Origin of the sequence: Pyxidicoccus fallax (assembly GCF_012933655.1) — a bacterium.
GTDB lineage: Bacteria > Myxococcota > Myxococcia > Myxococcales > Myxococcaceae > Myxococcus > Myxococcus fallax.
In genome coordinates this window covers 26,712-43,605 of record NZ_JABBJJ010000020.1, presented here as the reverse complement: position 1 = coordinate 43,605, position 16,894 = coordinate 26,712, and the positions used below count along the sequence as shown (strand labels likewise).

The 16,894-nt window shown below is 70.3% G+C and carries 12 protein-coding genes; 5 read left to right on the top strand and 7 right to left on the bottom strand.

Annotated features, from left to right (window positions below):
• Positions 1-43: 43 nt before the first annotated feature.
• A complete protein-coding gene (locus HG543_RS06640; protein WP_246356811.1) occupies positions 44-2,530 on the bottom strand; it encodes an efflux RND transporter permease subunit in 2,487 nt (828 codons plus the stop codon).
• Positions 2,531-2,940: 410 nt separating this feature from the next.
• Here HG543_RS06640 and HG543_RS06635 point away from each other — a divergent pair, with 410 nt between their 5' ends.
• Both HG543_RS06635 and HG543_RS06630 read left to right on the top strand, forming a co-directional pair.
• Complete coding sequence (locus HG543_RS06635) at positions 2,941-5,421, top strand: efflux RND transporter permease subunit (RefSeq protein ID WP_169343831.1); 2,481 nt, start codon at positions 2,941-2,943, stop codon at positions 5,419-5,421.
• 89 nt (positions 5,422-5,510) lie between these two features.
• Positions 5,511-5,777 (top strand): hypothetical protein, encoded by a 267-nt coding sequence (locus HG543_RS06630; protein WP_169343830.1) that lies wholly within the window; start codon positions 5,511-5,513, stop codon positions 5,775-5,777.
• A 4-nt stretch (positions 5,778-5,781) separates the two neighbouring features.
• Here the strand turns inward: HG543_RS06630 and HG543_RS06625 are convergent, their stop codons facing one another.
• The gene (locus tag HG543_RS06625; RefSeq protein ID WP_169343829.1) at positions 5,782-6,825 is read right to left on the bottom strand and encodes an LLM class flavin-dependent oxidoreductase; all 1,044 of its coding nucleotides are present in this window, start codon (positions 6,823-6,825) and stop codon (positions 5,782-5,784) included.
• Between the two features lie 107 nt (positions 6,826-6,932).
• A complete protein-coding gene (locus HG543_RS06620) occupies positions 6,933-7,766 on the bottom strand; it encodes a hypothetical protein (RefSeq protein ID WP_169343828.1) in 834 nt (277 codons plus the stop codon).
• A 23-nt stretch (positions 7,767-7,789) separates the two neighbouring features.
• Here HG543_RS06620 and HG543_RS06615 point away from each other — a divergent pair, with 23 nt between their 5' ends.
• The 3 genes from HG543_RS06615 to HG543_RS06605 all read left to right on the top strand — a co-directional run bounded on the left by HG543_RS06615 (position 7,790) and on the right by HG543_RS06605 (position 10,818).
• Positions 7,790-7,933 (top strand): hypothetical protein, encoded by a 144-nt coding sequence (locus HG543_RS06615; protein ID WP_169343827.1) that lies wholly within the window; start codon positions 7,790-7,792, stop codon positions 7,931-7,933.
• Between the two features lie 828 nt (positions 7,934-8,761).
• A complete protein-coding gene (locus tag HG543_RS06610; RefSeq protein ID WP_169343826.1) occupies positions 8,762-9,898 on the top strand; it encodes an FAD-dependent oxidoreductase in 1,137 nt (378 codons plus the stop codon).
• Positions 9,899-9,930: 32 nt separating this feature from the next.
• The gene (locus tag HG543_RS06605; RefSeq protein WP_169343857.1) at positions 9,931-10,818 is read left to right on the top strand and encodes an AraC family transcriptional regulator; all 888 of its coding nucleotides are present in this window, start codon (positions 9,931-9,933) and stop codon (positions 10,816-10,818) included.
• A gap of 334 nt (positions 10,819-11,152) precedes the next feature.
• On the opposite strand, the gene HG543_RS06600 is transcribed toward HG543_RS06605, so the two are convergent.
• The 4 genes from HG543_RS06600 to HG543_RS06585 all read right to left on the bottom strand — a co-directional run bounded on the left by HG543_RS06600 (position 11,153) and on the right by HG543_RS06585 (position 16,852).
• Positions 11,153-13,144: an RICIN domain-containing protein gene (locus HG543_RS06600; protein ID WP_169343825.1), complete on the bottom strand. Its 1,992-nt coding sequence runs from the start codon at positions 13,142-13,144 to the stop codon at positions 11,153-11,155.
• A 204-nt stretch (positions 13,145-13,348) separates the two neighbouring features.
• The gene (locus HG543_RS06595) at positions 13,349-13,495 is read right to left on the bottom strand and encodes a hypothetical protein (RefSeq protein WP_169343824.1); all 147 of its coding nucleotides are present in this window, start codon (positions 13,493-13,495) and stop codon (positions 13,349-13,351) included.
• Between the two features lie 400 nt (positions 13,496-13,895).
• The gene (locus HG543_RS06590; RefSeq protein ID WP_169343823.1) at positions 13,896-15,878 is read right to left on the bottom strand and encodes a serine/threonine-protein kinase; all 1,983 of its coding nucleotides are present in this window, start codon (positions 15,876-15,878) and stop codon (positions 13,896-13,898) included.
• Positions 15,875-16,852, bottom strand: a complete 978-nt coding sequence (locus HG543_RS06585) for a DUF2381 family protein (protein ID WP_169343822.1) — start codon at positions 16,850-16,852, stop codon at positions 15,875-15,877. The genes HG543_RS06590 and HG543_RS06585 overlap by 4 nt, the downstream gene beginning before the upstream one ends.
• Positions 16,853-16,894: the final 42 nt, after the last annotated feature.

The following is a 16,894-nucleotide window of genomic DNA, read 5'->3' as shown; positions in this document are numbered from 1 at the left end:
GTTGCCTCCCTTCGTGGGTGTGCGTCCTTCAGTCGTCGAATCCTCAGCTCGCGTGTGGCGCGGGCTTCGAGCCCGGAGGCCCCTCCACCGTCGGCTCCTTGCGCGCCACCGAGCGCGCCCGGTGCTTGCGCAGCCGGCGCTCGGACAGCACCAGCAGCAGGGCCGGGAAGGCCACGAGCATGATGAGAAGATTGGTCGCGAAGCCCAGGTTGGCCAGCGCGCCAATGGAGTTGAGGCCCGGATGGTCGGCGAGGAAGAGCGCGCCGAAGCCCACCGCGCTCGTCAACAGACCGCCGCAGATGGCCCGCCCCGTCTCGGAGTACACCGCCACGAAGTCGCTGCGCGGAGACGCCAGGCGCGTCAGCAGGTGCACGCCCGCGTCCACCGTGGTCCCGATGAGCACGGGGATGACGAGGATGTTGAGGTAGTTGAACTCCAGCCCCATCAGCGGCATCAGCCCCAGGAGCGCCACCAGCGACACCACCGTGGGCGTCAGGCACAACAGCGCCATGCGCAGCCCGCCCAGCGTCAGCCACATGGCCAGCAGCACCGCCAGCGTCGCGCCGCCGAGGATGAGGGGCCCCTCGTGCGTCACCATGTTCAGGATGTCCGCCAGCACCAGGGCCTCACCGGCCACGGGGCTGCGCTCGCCGCTCGGCAGGTGCACGCCGCGGAGCTCCTTCGCCAGCGCGCGGATGGCCTGCCCGTCCGACAGGCTCACCGAGGGGTACACCATCACGAAGCCGCTCGAGTCCCCCGTGCGGCTCTGGAACTGCTGGCGCACGCTGAAGGGCAGGTCCTCCTGCGTGAAGGGCTCGGCGCGGGCCGCGCTCCGCAATCGCGCCAGCTGCTCGCGTTGCTCCGGCGACAGGCGCTCCTCCGGCACCGTCTCCACCAGCTTCGAGATGTCCTGGAGCACGGCCCGCTTCGCCTGCTGGTCCGGCGGCACGAGCGCGGACAGCGAGGCCACGAAGTCGATGGTGGACTCCTTGCCGTGCGCGCGCTGGGCCTCCTGGAGCGCGCGCACCATCTCACGCTCCTGCTCCGGCGTGTCGGTGAGCACCACCACCGGCGTCTGCGAGTAGCCGATGATGCGGTTGACCTCGCGGTCGAGGACGAAGGACGGCAGGCCCTGGTCCTCCAGCGAGCGGAAGTCGTAGTCGAAGCGCAGCCGCGGCACCTGGGTGAAGAGGGCCACGAGCAGCACCGCCCACACCGCGGTGAGCAACCCGCGGCGCCGCACCAGCACGCGCCCCATGCGCGACTGCGACGGCGTGGCCGCCGCGAGCCGGGGCCGCCAGCCCCAGCGCGACGCCAGCCCCAGCAGCGCGGGCAGCACCAGCACGTACGCGGCCACGAGCACCACCATGCCCACGCCCGCGATGACGCCGAACTCGCGGAACGCGAGGAAGCGCGAGGTGCCCAGCACGAAGAAGGTGAGCGCCGCCACCAGCGCGGACACCAGCGCCGCGCCGCCCGTGTGCGTGAAGGACTCGCGCGTGGCCTGCTCGGACGACTCGCCCTCGCCGCGCAGGTGCAGGTAGCGCCCCAAGAGGTGGATGCCGTGCTCGATGCCGAGGCCGCCGAGGATGGCGCCCAGGAAGCCCGTCAGGAGATTCACCTGTCCGTACAGCAGTGCCACCAGCCCGTACGTCCACGCCAGCCCCGCGCCCACCGGCGTCAGCACCAGCCCCACCGCCAGCGCGCTGCGGAAGTGGAAGAGGAGGTAGAGGAGCATCAGCCCCAGCGCCACCGCGGACGACACCGCGATGTCGTTGGCAATCTGCCCCTGCTGGTCGATTTTCTTCTGGAAGGTGCCGGTGATGTCGACGCGGAAGCCGGGCCCGTACTTCGACAAGTCCTGCGCGTCGAGCAGCTGGCGCACCTCGCCGACGATGCGGCGCGAGTAGCCCAGGTCCGCGGAGGTGGTGTCCGGCTTGGCCAGCAGCACCACGCGGCGCTGCTCCGGGTCCAGGTAGTAGTCACTGCCGTGCGAGGACAGCCGCTGGCCCGCGCTCCCGCCGTACTTCGCCTCCAGGTCCGAGAAGTCCAGGGACGGGGGCTCCTCGCCCACCAGGTCCACGAAGAGCGGATTGGCCTGCCGCTTCTCCCACGCGATGCGCGCCTCCAGCCGGCGGTGGACCTCCTTCAGGTCCTCCTCGGACAGGAAGTAGAGCGCCCGGTCCCGGAAGAAGGCGCTCGGCCGCTGGGACTCCACGAAGCGGATGCCCGGCAGCGCCTCCAGCTTCGGCGTCAGCTCGTCCGCGAAGCGCTGGAGCGACGCGGCGTCGGCTCCCTCGCCCACCACCGCCACCCAGCCCAGCGCGCCGAAGCGCTCCTCCAGTGTGTGCAGGTCGCGCACGCTCTCGAATGAGCGGGGCAGCAGGTCCACCAGGTTGGCGTTGAGCGACAGGTTGCGGGCGAAGAGGCCACCGAGCACCGCCAGCACCAGCGCCAGCAGCAGGGCCAGTCCGGGGCGGCGGTGGTTGTGCGCGGCCACCGCGCCCAGGGTGCGCTCCACACGCACCATCCACCTGCGTTCCGCCGTCGAAGTCGGGTCCGAGTCCATAAGCCGCGCCGTGGCCCGCCCCCACGCCCACCGGCCCTCCGATGGCGCGGAGGGCGGAGCGGTCTCCCCTCCCTCGGGCGCCCGCCAGCGCGGGGCCCATGTCGGGGGGCAACCTGACCATCGCGTCAGGGGGGTGCAGGCATTCGCGCCTGCCCGTCCGCCCCCCAGGGGGACAGTCCGGGCTCGGCCCCGTCCTTCCAGCGGAAATCTCCGTGCGGACAGGCGGGCATCCGTGCGGTGCCCCCGTTAGAGAGGTAAGGTCGTTCGTAACCTTACTTTCCGCCTTCCGGCATAAACGCGTTGACTCGTCGGTTGGCGCGTGCCCAAGGTGGGCCGCGATTTCGGCCAGACAACACAGCAGGTGTCGCAACATGGGTGAGAAGCGTTGGTCGGAGCGGTTCGAGGGGGCGATGGGTCGCCTGGCCGCGCGGAATCACCGCCGGCCGTTCCAGGCGCTGGCCCTGGCCCTGGTCCTGACGTTGGCGGGCGTCTTCTTCGCGAGGACGCTGTCCCTGAACGCGGACTTCGTGGGGCTCTTGCCGAAGAACTTCCCGAGCGTCCAGGACATCGACAAGCTGCGCAAGCGCTTCGGTGGCCAGGGCAACGTGGTGGTGGTGGGCATGGGCGCGGAGCCCGAGGCCCTCAAGCGCTTCGCGGATGATTTGGCGCCGAAGCTCGCGGAGCTGTCGGAGATCCGCTACGTCAACCACCAGCGCCCCAGCAACTTCTTCAACGAGCACGCGCTGTACTACGTCGACGTCGACGACCTGAAGACCATCCAGGAGCGCATCGACGCGCGCATCGCGTGGGAGAAGCAGCAGGCGAACCCGCTCTTCGTGCGGCTGGACGATGAGCCGGCGCCGTCCGTGGACTTCTCCGACATCGAGCAGAAGTACACCGGCCGCGCCAACCAGCGCATGGCCGGCCAGGGCGACCTGTACTACCTGGACCCGACCGAGCGCATGGTCGTGGTGATGGCCAAGCCCAAGGGCAGCGCCGCGGACCTGTCGTACTCGAAGAAGGTCGTGAGCCAGGTGGAGGAGTTCCTGGCGAAGCAGGACCTGTCGAAGTACGGCCCGGGCTTCAAGACGGCGGTGACGGGCACCTTCAAGAAGAAGATCGACCAGCAGCGCGTCATCGTCGGGGACCTGGCGAGCGCGTCCTCACTGGCCCTGGTGCTGCTGCTGGCGTACCTGGCGTTCCACTTCCGCAGCGCGCTGTCGGTGGGCCTCACCATGCTGCCGGTGGCGGCGGGCCTGGGGTGGACGTACGGCTTCGTGGGGCTGGCGTACGGGCAGGTCAACCTCCTGACGGGCTTCCTCGCCGCGGTGCTGGGCGGCCTGGGCGTGGAGCACGGCATCCACCTGCTGGGCCGCTACGGCACGCTGCGCTCGGAGGGGATGGACAGCGAGGCGGCGGTGGCGGAGTCCTTCCGTCACACGGGCTTCTCGGCGCTCATCGCGGCGCTGGTGGCGGCGCTGACGTTCCTCAGCCTGGCCATGTCCGAGTTCAGGGCGTTCCGCGAGTTCGGCATCATCGCCGCGGTGGGCATGCTGGTGAGCATCTTCGCGTACCTGCTCATCCTGCCGGCGCTGCTGGGGCTGGCGTCGCGCTTCGGCTGGGCGCCGCGGCTGCACCAGGGCTCGTCGGGGCCGATGGGCCTTCTGGCGCGGTGGCTGCCGCGCTCGTACCGGGGCGTGGGCATCGTGGTGGGCGTGGGCGTGCTGACGCTCGTGTCGCAGGCGCACCGGGTGTCGTTCAACTACGACTCGCGCACGCTGGAGGACTACAAGCAGGCCTCGGCGGTGCTGGACCAGAAGGTGAACAACATCCTCGGCTATTCGCAGACGCCGGTGGTGGTGCTGACGGACTCGCTGGAGATGGAGCGCGAGGTGGTGCGCCAGCTCGAGGCGCGCAAGGCGGCGCGGGGCAAGGACTCCACCATCGACTTCGTGGGCGCGCTGGAGGACCTGGTGCCGAAGCGCCAGGACGAGAAGCAGGTCATCCTCCAGTCCATCGCGGCGAAGCTGGAGAAGCTGGACCCGGAGCGGCTGCCGGAGGACACGCGGGCCTCGATGACGCGCGCGCTGCACATGGCGAAGGCGAAGCCCTTCACGCAGAAGGAGCTGCCGGCGAGCGTGAAGCACCAGTTCGAGAACCTGGACGGGAGCACGGGCGGCGCGGTGCTGGTGTACGCGGGCGGCGGAGTGAGCCTCTCGGACGGCGAGGGCACGCGGCGCTTCGCGAAGGAAGTGCGCGGGCTGCACATGCCGGACGGCAGCCAGGTGTCCGCGGCGGGCGAGGCGCTCATCCTGGCGGACATCCTGGACATGGTGTCTCGCGAGGGGCCGCGCATCCTCGTGGCGGCGGTGCTGAGCGTGCTGGCGGCGATGTGGCTGACGCTGGGCCGGCTGCGCACGGCGCTCATCTGCATGGTGCCCACGCTGCTGTCGGTCATCGGGCTGGTGGGCCTGATGTCGATTCTGGGCCTGCAGTTCAACTACCTGAACATCATGGTGCTGCCGGTGCTGATTGGCACCACGGTGGACGCGGGCGTGCACCTGGTGCAGCGGCTGGGTGAGCCGGGCGCGGACTTCATCTCCGTGTACGGGGAGACGGGCCGGGCGATTACCGGCGGCCTCCTGACGAGCGCCATCGGCTTCGTGGCGCTGATTCTGGCGAAGCACCCGGGCCTCAACTCGATTGGCGACCTGGCCAACCTGGGCTTCGGTATCAACCTGGTCATCGTGCTCCTGGGCTTCCCGTCGCTGCTGCTGATGGTGGAGCGCTGGCGGCGCCGGCACGGCGTCACGCCGGAGCAGACCGAGGAAGAGCCCGCGCCCGAGGCGTGAGCCCGTTCTCCGCGCCGCCGTCCCCGGGTTATGAAGACCCGGGGACGCCGCGGCCGTGGCGGTGGCCCCATGAAGACCGAGGTGGGGTCATGAAGCGGAAGACGATGCGAAGCGGGTGGGTGGCGGCGCTGGTGCTGGCGGCCGTGGCGGGCTGTAGCCACGGCGGCAAGAACGAGGACAAGAAGGGCGACACGCGCTGCCCTGAGTCGCGCGAGCTCACCTGCTTGTCCGGCACGAACTGCACCATGGACCGCGAGCGCGGGTGCCAGAAGTGCCAGTGCTCCAAGGCCGACGCGCTGACACCCACGGACAACCGCCAGCCCACGGGCATGCAGCCGGACCGGCCCTGGCGGTAGCGCTCTAGCGAGCCTCTTCCGCCTGCGTCGACGCGGGCCGCTGGAAGGCGCCCTCCATGGCGATGGCGTCGTGAATCTGCGCGGTGAGCTCGAACGAGCGCAGGCGCGCAGCGTGGTCGAAGACGTGGGCCGTCACCATCAGCTCGTCCGCGCCGGTCCGCTCGATGAAGGCCTCCAGCTGGCGGCGCACCGTCGCCGGGGAGCCGATGGCGGCGCACGAGAGGGTGTGCTCGGCGAAGGCGCGCTCCATCTCCGACCAGCGCCCCTCCATGCTGTCCACGGGCGGCTGGAGCTGACCGGGCGTGCCGCGCTGCAGGTTGACGAACTGCATCTGGAGCGAGGTGGCCAGCCGCTGCGCCTCCCGGTCCGTGTCCGCCGCGATGACGTTGATGCCGAGCATGGCGTACGGCTTCTGGAGCGACTCGGACGGCTTGAACTGGCTCCGGTAGAGCTGGAGCGCGTGCATCATGTGGTCCGGCGCGAAGTGCGAGGCGAAGGCGAACGGCAGGCCGAGCATCGCCGCGAGCTGGGCGCTGAAGAGGCTGGAGCCGAGCAGCCAGATGGGGACGCGCAGGCCCGCTCCGGGCACGGCGCGGATGGCTTGGTGAGGCGTGGCGGGCTCGAAGTAGGCCTGCAGCTCCAGCACGTCCTGCGGGAAGGAGTCGGCGCTGCCGGCGAGGTCTCGGCGGAGGGCGCGGGCGGTGCGCTGGTCGGTGCCGGGCGCGCGGCCCAGGCCCAGGTCGATGCGGCCCGGGAAGAGGGCCTCCAGCGTGCCGAACTGCTCGGCGATGACGAGGGGCGCGTGGTTGGGGAGCATGACGCCGCCGGAGCCCACGCGGATGGTGGAGGTGCCGCCGGCGACGTGGCAGATGACCACCGAGGTCGCCGCGCTGGCGATGCCCGTCATGTTGTGGTGCTCGGCGAGCCAGTAGCGCTTGTAGCCCCACCGCTCGGCGTGCTGGGCCAGGTCCAGGGTGTTGCGCAGCGCCTGGGTGGCGTCGCTACCCTGGGTGATGGGGGACAGGTCGAGGACCGAAAAAGGAATCATGTCCGTTACCTTTCGGATGAGCCGGCTCTCTAACACCCGAAAGGCTCGCGCGCTGGCCATTGTCCGGCCGGCCCCTGTGTTTCCGGGGAGGGGCGACAGGGGGCCGCTCAGCAGATGAGCGAGTAGTCCGCCTGACGGACGAGCAGCCGCCACCGGCCGCCCTCGTGGAAGAGGAGCCCGATGACGGCCTGGGTCTTCAGCCCCACGCGGACGAGGTACAGCGTCTGCCCGCCAGCCTGGAGCGTGGCGACCCACTCCGTGGTGGCCACCCCGTATTCGTCGAAGCTCGCGAAGAGGAGCTGCTGCTTCTCGTACAGGAGCGAGGCCGCGGGGCAGGTCAGGCGGGTGAAGGGAGGCTGCTGCTCCTGCTGGCACTCCGCGAGCTGGATGGGGGGCGTGAAGAAGTCCACGCCACCCTGCTGCCTCTGGAGCTGCGCGCCGCCTTGCGCGTGGGAGGTCCACCGGAAGGCCGCGGGCGGGACGCCTTCGGGAAGGAGGATGCCGCCGGTCCGCTCATCCACGGGCACCTGGAACTCCCGGGAGGACCACTGCTCCACGGAGGGAGGTTTCGCGGGGGTGACGGGAGCGGGTGTGTCCATCTGCCCGCGGATGCGTCCTGGCAGGGCGACGAGCCCCTCGCCGACGTCCTTCGTTCCTGGCTCCTGGGTGTAGACGCCCACGCTGTGGCATTCCGGCGCGTCGCACACGGGAGTGCAGACCTTCTCCACGCGCTGGAGCCGGGCCGTGGCCAGACCCTTCTTCCCGACGAGGGTGACGATGCCCAGGCGGGATTCCACGTTCTTGGGGGCCTTGTTCCCGCCGAAGACGACCCGGAACGTGCGGCCCCGCTGGTCCTCCAGTTGATAGGGCGCGGTCCACCGCTCCGCGGCGGAGGCGCCGAGCGAGACCAGCATGAAGCCGAGCACCATGGCGTGACGCATGTGTTCCTCCTGAGGGCAACCGCGTGGAGTTGCAAGCGGTGTTCCCGGGCATGGAGGACTTCCAGTGTGGTCCGGAGGCCGCGCGTCCGCTTCATACCCTGGAGCGCTTCGGCCACGGTATCGAGGATGCGGGGTTGCTCGGGCCCGTGGAGGACCTTCCTCCATGAGGGGGCTCAGGCCTCTGGCGCGTCACCTCTTCGGCTTGATTGGCCTGCCCTCTCGTGTACCTCCCGCGAGCAGCCGGACACCTGCCTGGGCAAACAGGCGCGGCGGGCTGGCGCACGCGGAATGGACGTTCCGTTCCTGACGTGAGTGGACCGGGAGCGGCATGCTGGAAACGGCCTCTGGCGCGGCCGGGGCGGCAGGACCTCGCGGAATGGAGGTTCCATTCCTGGAGGGAGTGGCCGGGGCGGGAGTCCTTGGCGGAATGGAGGTTCCATTCACGGAGGGCAGCCCGGGGGACGGGAGGCCTCGGCGGAATGGAGGTTCCATTCACGGAGGGTGGCCCGGGGACAGACCCTGGCGGAATGGAGGTTCCATTCCCCGGAGAGACGGCCGGGGGGCGGCCCTTGCGGAATGGAGGTTCCATTCACGGAGGGTGGCCCGGGGACAGGCCCTGCTGGAATGAAGGTTCCATTCCCCGGAAGGGCGGCCCTTGCGGAATGGAGGTTCCATTCACGGAGGGGAGGGGATGGCCCGTGAGGGCAGGCTCCGGCGGAATGGAGGTTCCATTCGCGGAGGGGCTTGGGGACTGGCCTGCCCCTGGGCTCCGGACGCTTCGACGACGGCCGACTCCTCCTTCCTGCTTCTGGAGGGGCGAGGTGAGGCGCGTCACCGTCATGGCCGCGGGGTGGCTCCGCGGGCGGCGAGGGACAGGCCGTGTCGCATGGCTGTCCGCCTGCTCCCAACTGGAACGGATGGGGACCCGAGGATCCGCCGATTCAGCGCGAAGCCACGCCCTCCCGAGCGGGTGCCCTGGCGCGTAGCAATTCTCCATGACGACACGGGCACGGGGCCGCGAGGACAAGGCCTGGAGCCAGGACGATGGTGGCGAGACCGGGCGCTCGGAGCACCCGGATGATGCACGGCGGTGGACGCGCCGCGAGGCACTCGCGCTGACGGGCGTGGGGCTCGCCAGCGCGGTGCTGCCCCTGGCCTGCCGTCACCCGACAGAGACACGGAGGACGGACGACATGGAAGCGAAGGCGATGAAGGACGACGTGGTGGACGTGGTGGTGGTGGGCGGCGGCCCGGCGGGCCTGAACGCGGCGCTCAACCTGGGGCGGGCACGCAGGAAGGTGCTGCTCTGCGACTCCGGCCCGCCCCGCAACGCGGCGGCGGTGGAGGTGCATGGCTTCGTCACCCGGGACGGCATTCCGCCCAAGGAGTTCCGGCGCATCGCGCGTGAGCAGCTCCGTCCCTACGACGTCGAGGTGCGCGACGTCCGGGTGATGGGCATCGAGCGCGAGGGCTCGGGCTTCTGCGTGACGCTGGAAGGGGACCGCGTGGTGGTGGCGCGGCGGGTGCTGCTCGCGACGGGGATGGTGGACGTGATGCCGGACCTGCCGGGTTACCGCGAGCTGTGGGGCAAGGCCATCTTCCAATGCCCCTACTGCCATGGCTGGGAAGTCCGGGACCGCCCCTGGGGCGTGCTCGCGACGAACGAGATGCTGGTCGACTTCGGCATCGTGCTGACGAGCTGGTCGCGCGACATGGTGGTCTTCACCCAGGGCGCCGTCACGGTGTCCGCCGAGAAGCGCGCTCAGCTCGAGCGTGCTGGCGTGCGGCTGGAGGAGCGGCGCATCCGCCGGCTCGTGGCCGGTTCCGGAGAGCACCCGCTGGAGGCCGTGGAGCTGGAGGATGGGACGCTGATTCGCAGGGACGTCCTCTTCGCCCGTCCGCCCCAGCGTCAGGTGCCGCTGGTGGCGCGGCTGGGGCTCGCGACGGACGAGCAGGGCTACCTCAAGGTGAGCCCGCAGGGTGAGACGTCCATTCCCGGCATCTACGCCGCGGGCGACCTCACGACGCCCATGCAGGCCGCCGTCATGTCGGCCGCGGCGGGCGCGCTGACCGCGGGTGGGCTGAACCACGGGCTGACGCTGGAACTGGCCGGGGCCGCGCACCGGGGTTGAGCACACCCGTGTCCGTCCATTACGAAGACGTCATGCCGCCCGAGCCGCATTCTCATCCGAGCCACGTTGCCTCCGAGCCCTGGGGGCAGCGCGACTTCGAGCGGGGACGCTTTCCCCTCTGGGCGGGCCGCATCCAGCGCAGGCATCAGGGCAGGGGAGGCTCCTCCGCTACGCACTCGTATGCCGTGGTGATGCTCGTCACCCGGGGCGAGTCGAAGATACGGCACTCGGGCGAACTGGTGCTGCACGCCGGAGACGTGCACCTCATTCCTCCGGGAGACGCGCACCGCAGCGGGCCGGCGGATGTGGAGGGCTGGGCGCTCGCGTTCCATCCGGAGGTGCTCGGTGGAGCCGAGGGAGAGGGGGCCTCGCGGCTCGGGCCGCTGCTCCGCGTGCGTCAGGGCTGTCATCCCGTACTGCGGCCCACGCTCACTCAGCGTCGGCGTCTCGCGCGGTGGATGCGGCTGCTCGCGGAGGAGACGACGCGCAATGACCGGGGCAGCGAGGAGGCCCGCATCTCGCTGCTGCGACTGGTGCTCATCGAGTTGGAGCGCATCTCCGCACCCACGCCCGTGAGCGAGCCACCGTCGGTGAGCCTGAGCCGCAAGGCGCTCACCTATATCGAGGCGCACTGCCTGGAGCCCCTGTCGCTCGCGAAGGTGGCGCGAGAGCTGGGACGCTCACCCGCGCATGTGGCGGGGCTCGTGCGCCAGGAGACGGGCCGCACGGTGGGCGAGTGGATTCTCGAGTGCCGCATGGCCGAGGCCCGCCGCCGGTTGCGTGGCACGGACGAGCGCGTGGACATCATCGCCGAGCGCGTGGGCTACGCGGACGTGACGCACTTCATCCGCCTGTTCCGCCGCGTGCACGGCGTCACCCCGGCCGCGTGGAGGCGCCGGGTGACGGCACCGCCCGCCTGAGACGCTCCGCCGCGTGCACGGCGTCACCCCGGCCATGTGGAGGCGCCGGGTGATGGCACCCCCCGCCTGAGACGTTCCGCCGCGTGCATGGCGTCACCCCGGCCACGTCGAGGCGCCGGGTGACGGCACCTCCCGCCTGAGACGCTCCGCCGTGTGCACGGAGTCACCCCGACCACGTCGAGGCGCCGGGTGATGGCCCCTCCCACCTGAGGCGTCGGCGGGAGGCACATCCGCATCCACGGAGCCGGCCCCACGTGACGGAACCTCCCGCCGAGACACGGCGGGCCGGAGGCGCCCGGAAGCTCCCAGGTGGAGCCCCGGAGCCCTTCACCTGTCAGCGGTGGAAGTCGTCCCACACGAGCCGGCCGAGCTCGTTCAGGTTCGTGGGGTTGGAGCACGAGTTGATGTCATTTCCCGTGCCGCCGCCGGTGGTGGTGAGCTGGGTGTCACCGCTGTTGTGGTGCCACACCAGCCGGCCCACGCCGAGGTTGTGGGCGACGGAGACCATGGCCTGGGCCACGCCCATGTCGTAGGCATTGAACTCGCCCACCAGCGGCGTCATGCCCTTGGCGCGCACGTCGCGGAAGAACTGCTCCAGCCGGGGGCCGGGGTTGTTGCGCCACGCGCCGTAGGTGTGGATGGAGAAGAGCACGTTGCCGAAGGGCTGGCCGCTCGCGTCCGTCATCGCCTGCGGGCCGCCGCGGAGGATGGCGCTGTCCACCTCGGAGACGCGGTCCCACGAGCCGTCCGCGCTGTCCTGCCCCCACGTCATGCCGTCGATGACAATCATGTTCCGAGCGCCCGTGGCGCGGATGGCCTGGATGATTTGACGATTCACATTCACCCAGCGCGGCACGGTGGAGTACGCGGGGTCGCCGTAGTGTCCGTCCTCGTACGGCGGGCCGCCCGGCTCGTTGATGAGGTTGAACCAGACGTAGGGGTTGTCCTTGTACTTCTGCGCGAGGTCCACGAAGAAGTTCTTGATGGCCTCGGTGTGCGCCTGGCCGGACGGGTACGGCCACGTGCCCACGTGGTTCCACCCGCTGGGCTCGTCGCCGATGTGGCCAATCTCGTGCCACTCCACCATCGCCACGATGCCCTGGTTGGCGTAGGTGCTCAGCGTGTTCTCCAGCATCCACGGGTTGTACCAACCGCCGTAGTCGAAATAGACGTGGTTGACCCGGACGGTATTGGCCTTCCAGCAGTGGACGAGGTTGTCGAAGCTGGACGCCTGGTCCGGCCAGATGTTCGCGCCGCGCGGGGTGAACATGTTCCCGTTGGGGTCGTAGATGCGGCCGGCGTAGAGCTGGAAGTTGCCGTTGGCCTGCACGGTGGCGGGCGGGTTGTTCGGGTCACCGTTGGGCGGCGGCGGAGGCTGCGTCACGCCATCCAGGCCGGAGGCGCGGAAGGCCTGGTTCGCCCCATCCACGCACTGCCACACCGTCACCTCCGCGCCGTTGTCCGAGGAGATGCGAGCGATGTCGAGGCAGCTTGTGCCATTGGCGGTGGTGATGGCGTAGACGCCGTTGCCCTTGGGCTGCACCTTCCACTTCTGGCTGGTGGCGCCGCCGCACGTCTGCTGCCGCACGATGGTGCCGTTGGCGGCCGAGCCCGAGTCGAGACACAGGCCCGAGTACGGAGGCTTGATTTGATAGAAGCCGTCGCCCGTGCCGACGAACTGGAAGGACTGCTCGGGCGCGCCGGCCACGCAGTCCCACTGGTTGAGGCCGGTGCCCGGGGCGGTGGAGGCGGCCGGCACGTCCACGCACTTGTTGCTGTGGGTGGCCACCAGCGTCGTCGTCCTGCCGGAGTAGGGCAGCGGCGCCGTGTAGCCGGGCAGGTCGAACTGCATGTTGGCGTCCGAGCCACACGGCCAGGTGATGAGCTGCGCGCCGTCGTTGGAGTTGGCACCGGAGAGGTTGAGGCACGCGGTGCCGTCGCGCGTCTTCACCTGGTACGCGCCGCTTGAGCCCGGAGTCACGCTCCACTTCTGCGCGTTGCTCGTGGAGGAGCACGCCGCCTGCGTCACCTGGGTGCTGGTGCCCGCGCCTGCCTGGAGGCACAGGCTGGCGTTGGTGCCCGAGAGGATGCGGTGGAAGCCGTCACCCGTCGCGTCGAAGGTGAAGCTCTGCGCCACCGTGCCGTTGCACGTGTACTGCTGCAGGCCCACGCCCGCGCTGGTGGACGCGCCCGGCACGTCCACGCACTTGCCGCTGTGCCGGGCCACCATCGTCGTCGCCGCGCCCGCCGTCATCGGAAGCAGCAGGCCCGTCGCCAGGAATCCCAGGTGCTGCAGTCGTCCTACGAAGCCGTTCCTGCTCATCATGTCCTCGCGTTGGCGCTCCAAGGCGCTCAGGGGGAGCGCCGGTGTTTAACGGAGGACTCAAACTCTCAAAAGAAGAGAAACCGGAAATGCCTGTACTGTAGGAAAGATGCAGTGTGGCTGCGAACGGGCTCGCGCACAGTGCAGGGAAGCGGACAGAGGAGCGGTGCGTCGGGGGCGCTATGCCGCCTCCTCGGAGGGAAGTTTTCAGTCCGGAATCCTGTGCCCGAAGAAGTAGCGGCCGCCGTCCTGGTGCTTCGCGGCTTGCGCGCTGTTGCGGATGGACTCGGCGATGCGGGCCGCAGCGAGTGACTGGAAGATCTTGTACGAGTCCGAGGTACTCCTCCAAAGCATCGCAGGAGTCCATGGCCAGGCTGCGATAGTCGTACAGGAGTTCTTCGTCGTTCCTGTTCCGTACTTCCTTCTGCGTCTTCTCCAGTTCCGCACGCATGGTCTGGAAGCAGGAGAATGTCCCGGCGTCTCCCAGGAGATTTCGGAGGGTGGCCCTCAGAAGCCCATCTTGCGTTTGCAGGTAGAGGCTCAGCAGTTCATTGACTCCGCTGAAGTCGCCACCCTTCAAGGAGGCGAAGATTTCCTTCGTGCGGAGCCAGAGCTTCCTGTCGGGGCGCTCTCTGAGCTGTGGGAAGTCAGTAGGCGTGGGCGCGGGGGAAATAGCCGTCGTAGAGCGGGCTGAGCTGATTCTCGAAGAACGTTCGGCGGTTCAAGGGAATGGGACGTCCATGGGCCTGCGGCTTCAGGGGAAGTAGTCCACCACCGTGAAGAACTCCGTGCGTCCGATGGCGGCGGCCTCCGGCGTGGACTCGGCGTACTTGGTGCAACCGTCGAGGTCACAGAGCACGAGGCAGACGGGGTAGCGCCTCCCGTCGGGCAGTTCCAGCGCCGTGTAGCGGCCGATGACGTTCTTCCCCTGTGTCCACAGCCGCCCCTCGATGAGCGTGCCGTCCGGGAGCGAGGTGCTGTCGAAGACGCGGCTGACGATTTCTCCATCGCGCACGAAGAGCGGCTCATTGGGGTAACCCGGCTTGTCCGTGCGCACGTAGATGTCGACCTGCCGCCCCCGGTTCAGGCGGAGCTTCCGCATGGCCTCGAGCGCGCCGTCAGGGCAGGGAGCGCCAGGCGTGGGGCGTACCTGGGCGCCGGAGCAGGCCAGGGCGGTCGCGGCGCCGCAGGCCACCACACCGCGCTTGAGGGTGGAGACGAGGCCCGGCGCGGAGGAAGGTGAGGTTGAAGGAGTGGGCATGGGTGGCTCCTGATGCGGAGGTGGAGGAGGAGAGGCAAGGGCCGTCCCGGTGCCGGCAGGATGAGGGAGCCCGGTTGCGGGCGCTACTTTGGGGCTCACCCCTTCCTCCGCGCGGGAGGCGGGAGATCGGGTCCGCTCCCATGCGAGCGCTCCCGCCAGCCCCACCACGGTCAGCATCGTCACGGCTTCCACCCAGCGCCGGCCCCGTTGGCCGGGCCGGGTGGGGACTGCTCCCTGCGCCATTGGCTCCGCGGTCCTGGGCGCCTCGGATGGAGCGTGCCTTTCTTCGGGGGCCTGAATGGATGCCACCGCAATCGCACCGGGTTCCTCCGCGGGGGGCTCCACGCCGTCCATTGCTGGCACCGCCACGGCCTGCGGGTGGCGCCGCCGCAGCCAGCGCTCGGCGGCCTTGTTGGCCTGCACGTCCGGCCGCTGCCGCCTGTCGCGCAGCAGGTCAGCCTCGTGGCCGGGGGCCATGGGGTCCCACGCGTCCTCCCCGGTGGTGGTGCGCGAATGGCTGCCGGGGCCGGCGTACCACTCGAAGAGCGGCGCGTCCCACGCCGCGTCCGCTGCCTCCAACAGCCCACGCACCTTCTCGGCCAGTGCCGCCATCCGGGCCGGGCGTGCCTCGGGCTGGAAGGCCACCAGCCGCATGACGAGCGCCGCCAGCGCCTCGGGCACGCGCGGGTTGAGGCGCGAGAGCGGCTGGGGCGCCACCGCTCCCGTTACTTGCTCCGCGTCCGCCTCGCCCCAGCCCAGTTGCAGCGGCGGGTACTCGTCGGCCAGCAGCCGGTAGAAGGTGACGCCCACCGCGTACGCCTCGTCCGCCTCCGTGTACGGGTAGCGTCCGCCCCCGCCGCCCAGCGCGCGCGTGCGCCAGGCCATGACGTGGGGGCTGTAGTACGCGGGCGTGCCCGGAGGAATGCGCCCGGTGCGGGTGAGCGGTGCGGCCTGGGGATGGACGCCCGCGCCCCAGTCCAGCACCACCAGCCGCCCGTCCCCGCGCACCAGCACGTTGCCACCCTTGAAGTCGCGGTGCAGCACGCCCTGCGCGTGCGCGGCCGCCAGCGCCTCGGCCACCTGCAGGAGCAGTCCGGCCACCTGGCGCGCGGTGGGGTTGCGCAGCCAGGCCCAGCGGTAGAGGCCCTCGCCGCGCACGTACTCCAGCACCAGGTACGGGTAGCCCGCCGCTTCGGTCTCCCACCGCCCCGCTTCCACCAACCGCACCACGCCCGGGTGCCGTACCCGCCTCAGCGCCTCCGCCTCCCGGCCAAAGCCCGCGTCCTCCGGCTGCCGCGCCAGCTTCAGCGCATGGAGAGGGCCGGCGGGTGCATCCACCTCCCTCACCGCGTACACCGTGCCGAATCCGCCCTGGCCCACCTGCCGCTCCACTCGCCAGCGCCCCACCAGGGTCCCCTCCGGCAGTGCCAGCGGAGAGAGCACCCGCGCCCCGGCGTCTCGCCTTGCCTCCTTCATGGGCGGCCCTCCTTCCGGCCGCGCGGCGCCCGGGGGACGTCCTCCACCGGGGGTTGCAACTCCAGCCGTTCCCATTTCAGGCCTCGGCCGTCCGCTGCCACCACCTCCAGCCGCACCGCGGAGGCGGGGGCCTCGGAAGGCTCTTCCCACTGCACCGCCACCCGTGCGCTGTCCCCGGGCGCGAGCCGCTCCGGCTCCATGACCACGGGCAGCAGCCGTGCTTCCCCCAGTGGCTCGCCCCGCGCGTCAAGCCGCACCAGCCGCGCCGGGCTCGCCACCCACGGTGCACCGCCGGACGGGTTCTCCATTCTCATCCCCACCATGACGGTGTCCGCCGTGCGGAAGAGGGTGACCCTCTTCAGGGGTGTGATTCCCTGCTCCACGGCTCTTTCGTCACTGCGGTAGGCCCTGACGCCGTTCTCCGGGTCCATCTCCCCGGAGACGAAGAGGCCGGCCAGCCCCGCTCGGGCACAGCGGGCGCGCAGGGGCGCCAGCCCGGCCTCCGTCGCGGCGCAGCGCCCGCGCAGCTCCGTCAGCTCCGCGAGCAACCGGGCCTCGGGCTCCTCCTCGTGCCGCACCTCCACCTGCGTGTCCACCTCGTCCGGGTGCGACGTGAGCACGAGTTCCATCTGCCGCGCCGGCGGCCCCCCCGCGAATCGCACGGTGAGCCTGGGCGCCGTGTTCGCTGGCAGCTCCGCCGCGGGCTTGAGCACGAGTGAGCGCTCGTTCACCTCAATCCGACTGAAGAAACGGGAGAGGGCATCGATGTCCACCGACTCGCGCACCACGGGCGAATCGAACATGACCAGGGTCGCCGCGTCCGGGGCCACCCGTAGCACCTGGGCGGGTGGCGTCTCGTCGCTCTTGAGCGCGATGACCCTCGTCTCCTGTTTCCTGACCTTCCGAGGCTGCTCCTGGACCGTGATTCCCACGAGCACCACCAACACCGAGGCCAATGAAGTGAGTAGGGACATCCAGGGGCGACCTCCTGCATTGGACGCTACCAGACGCGGGGG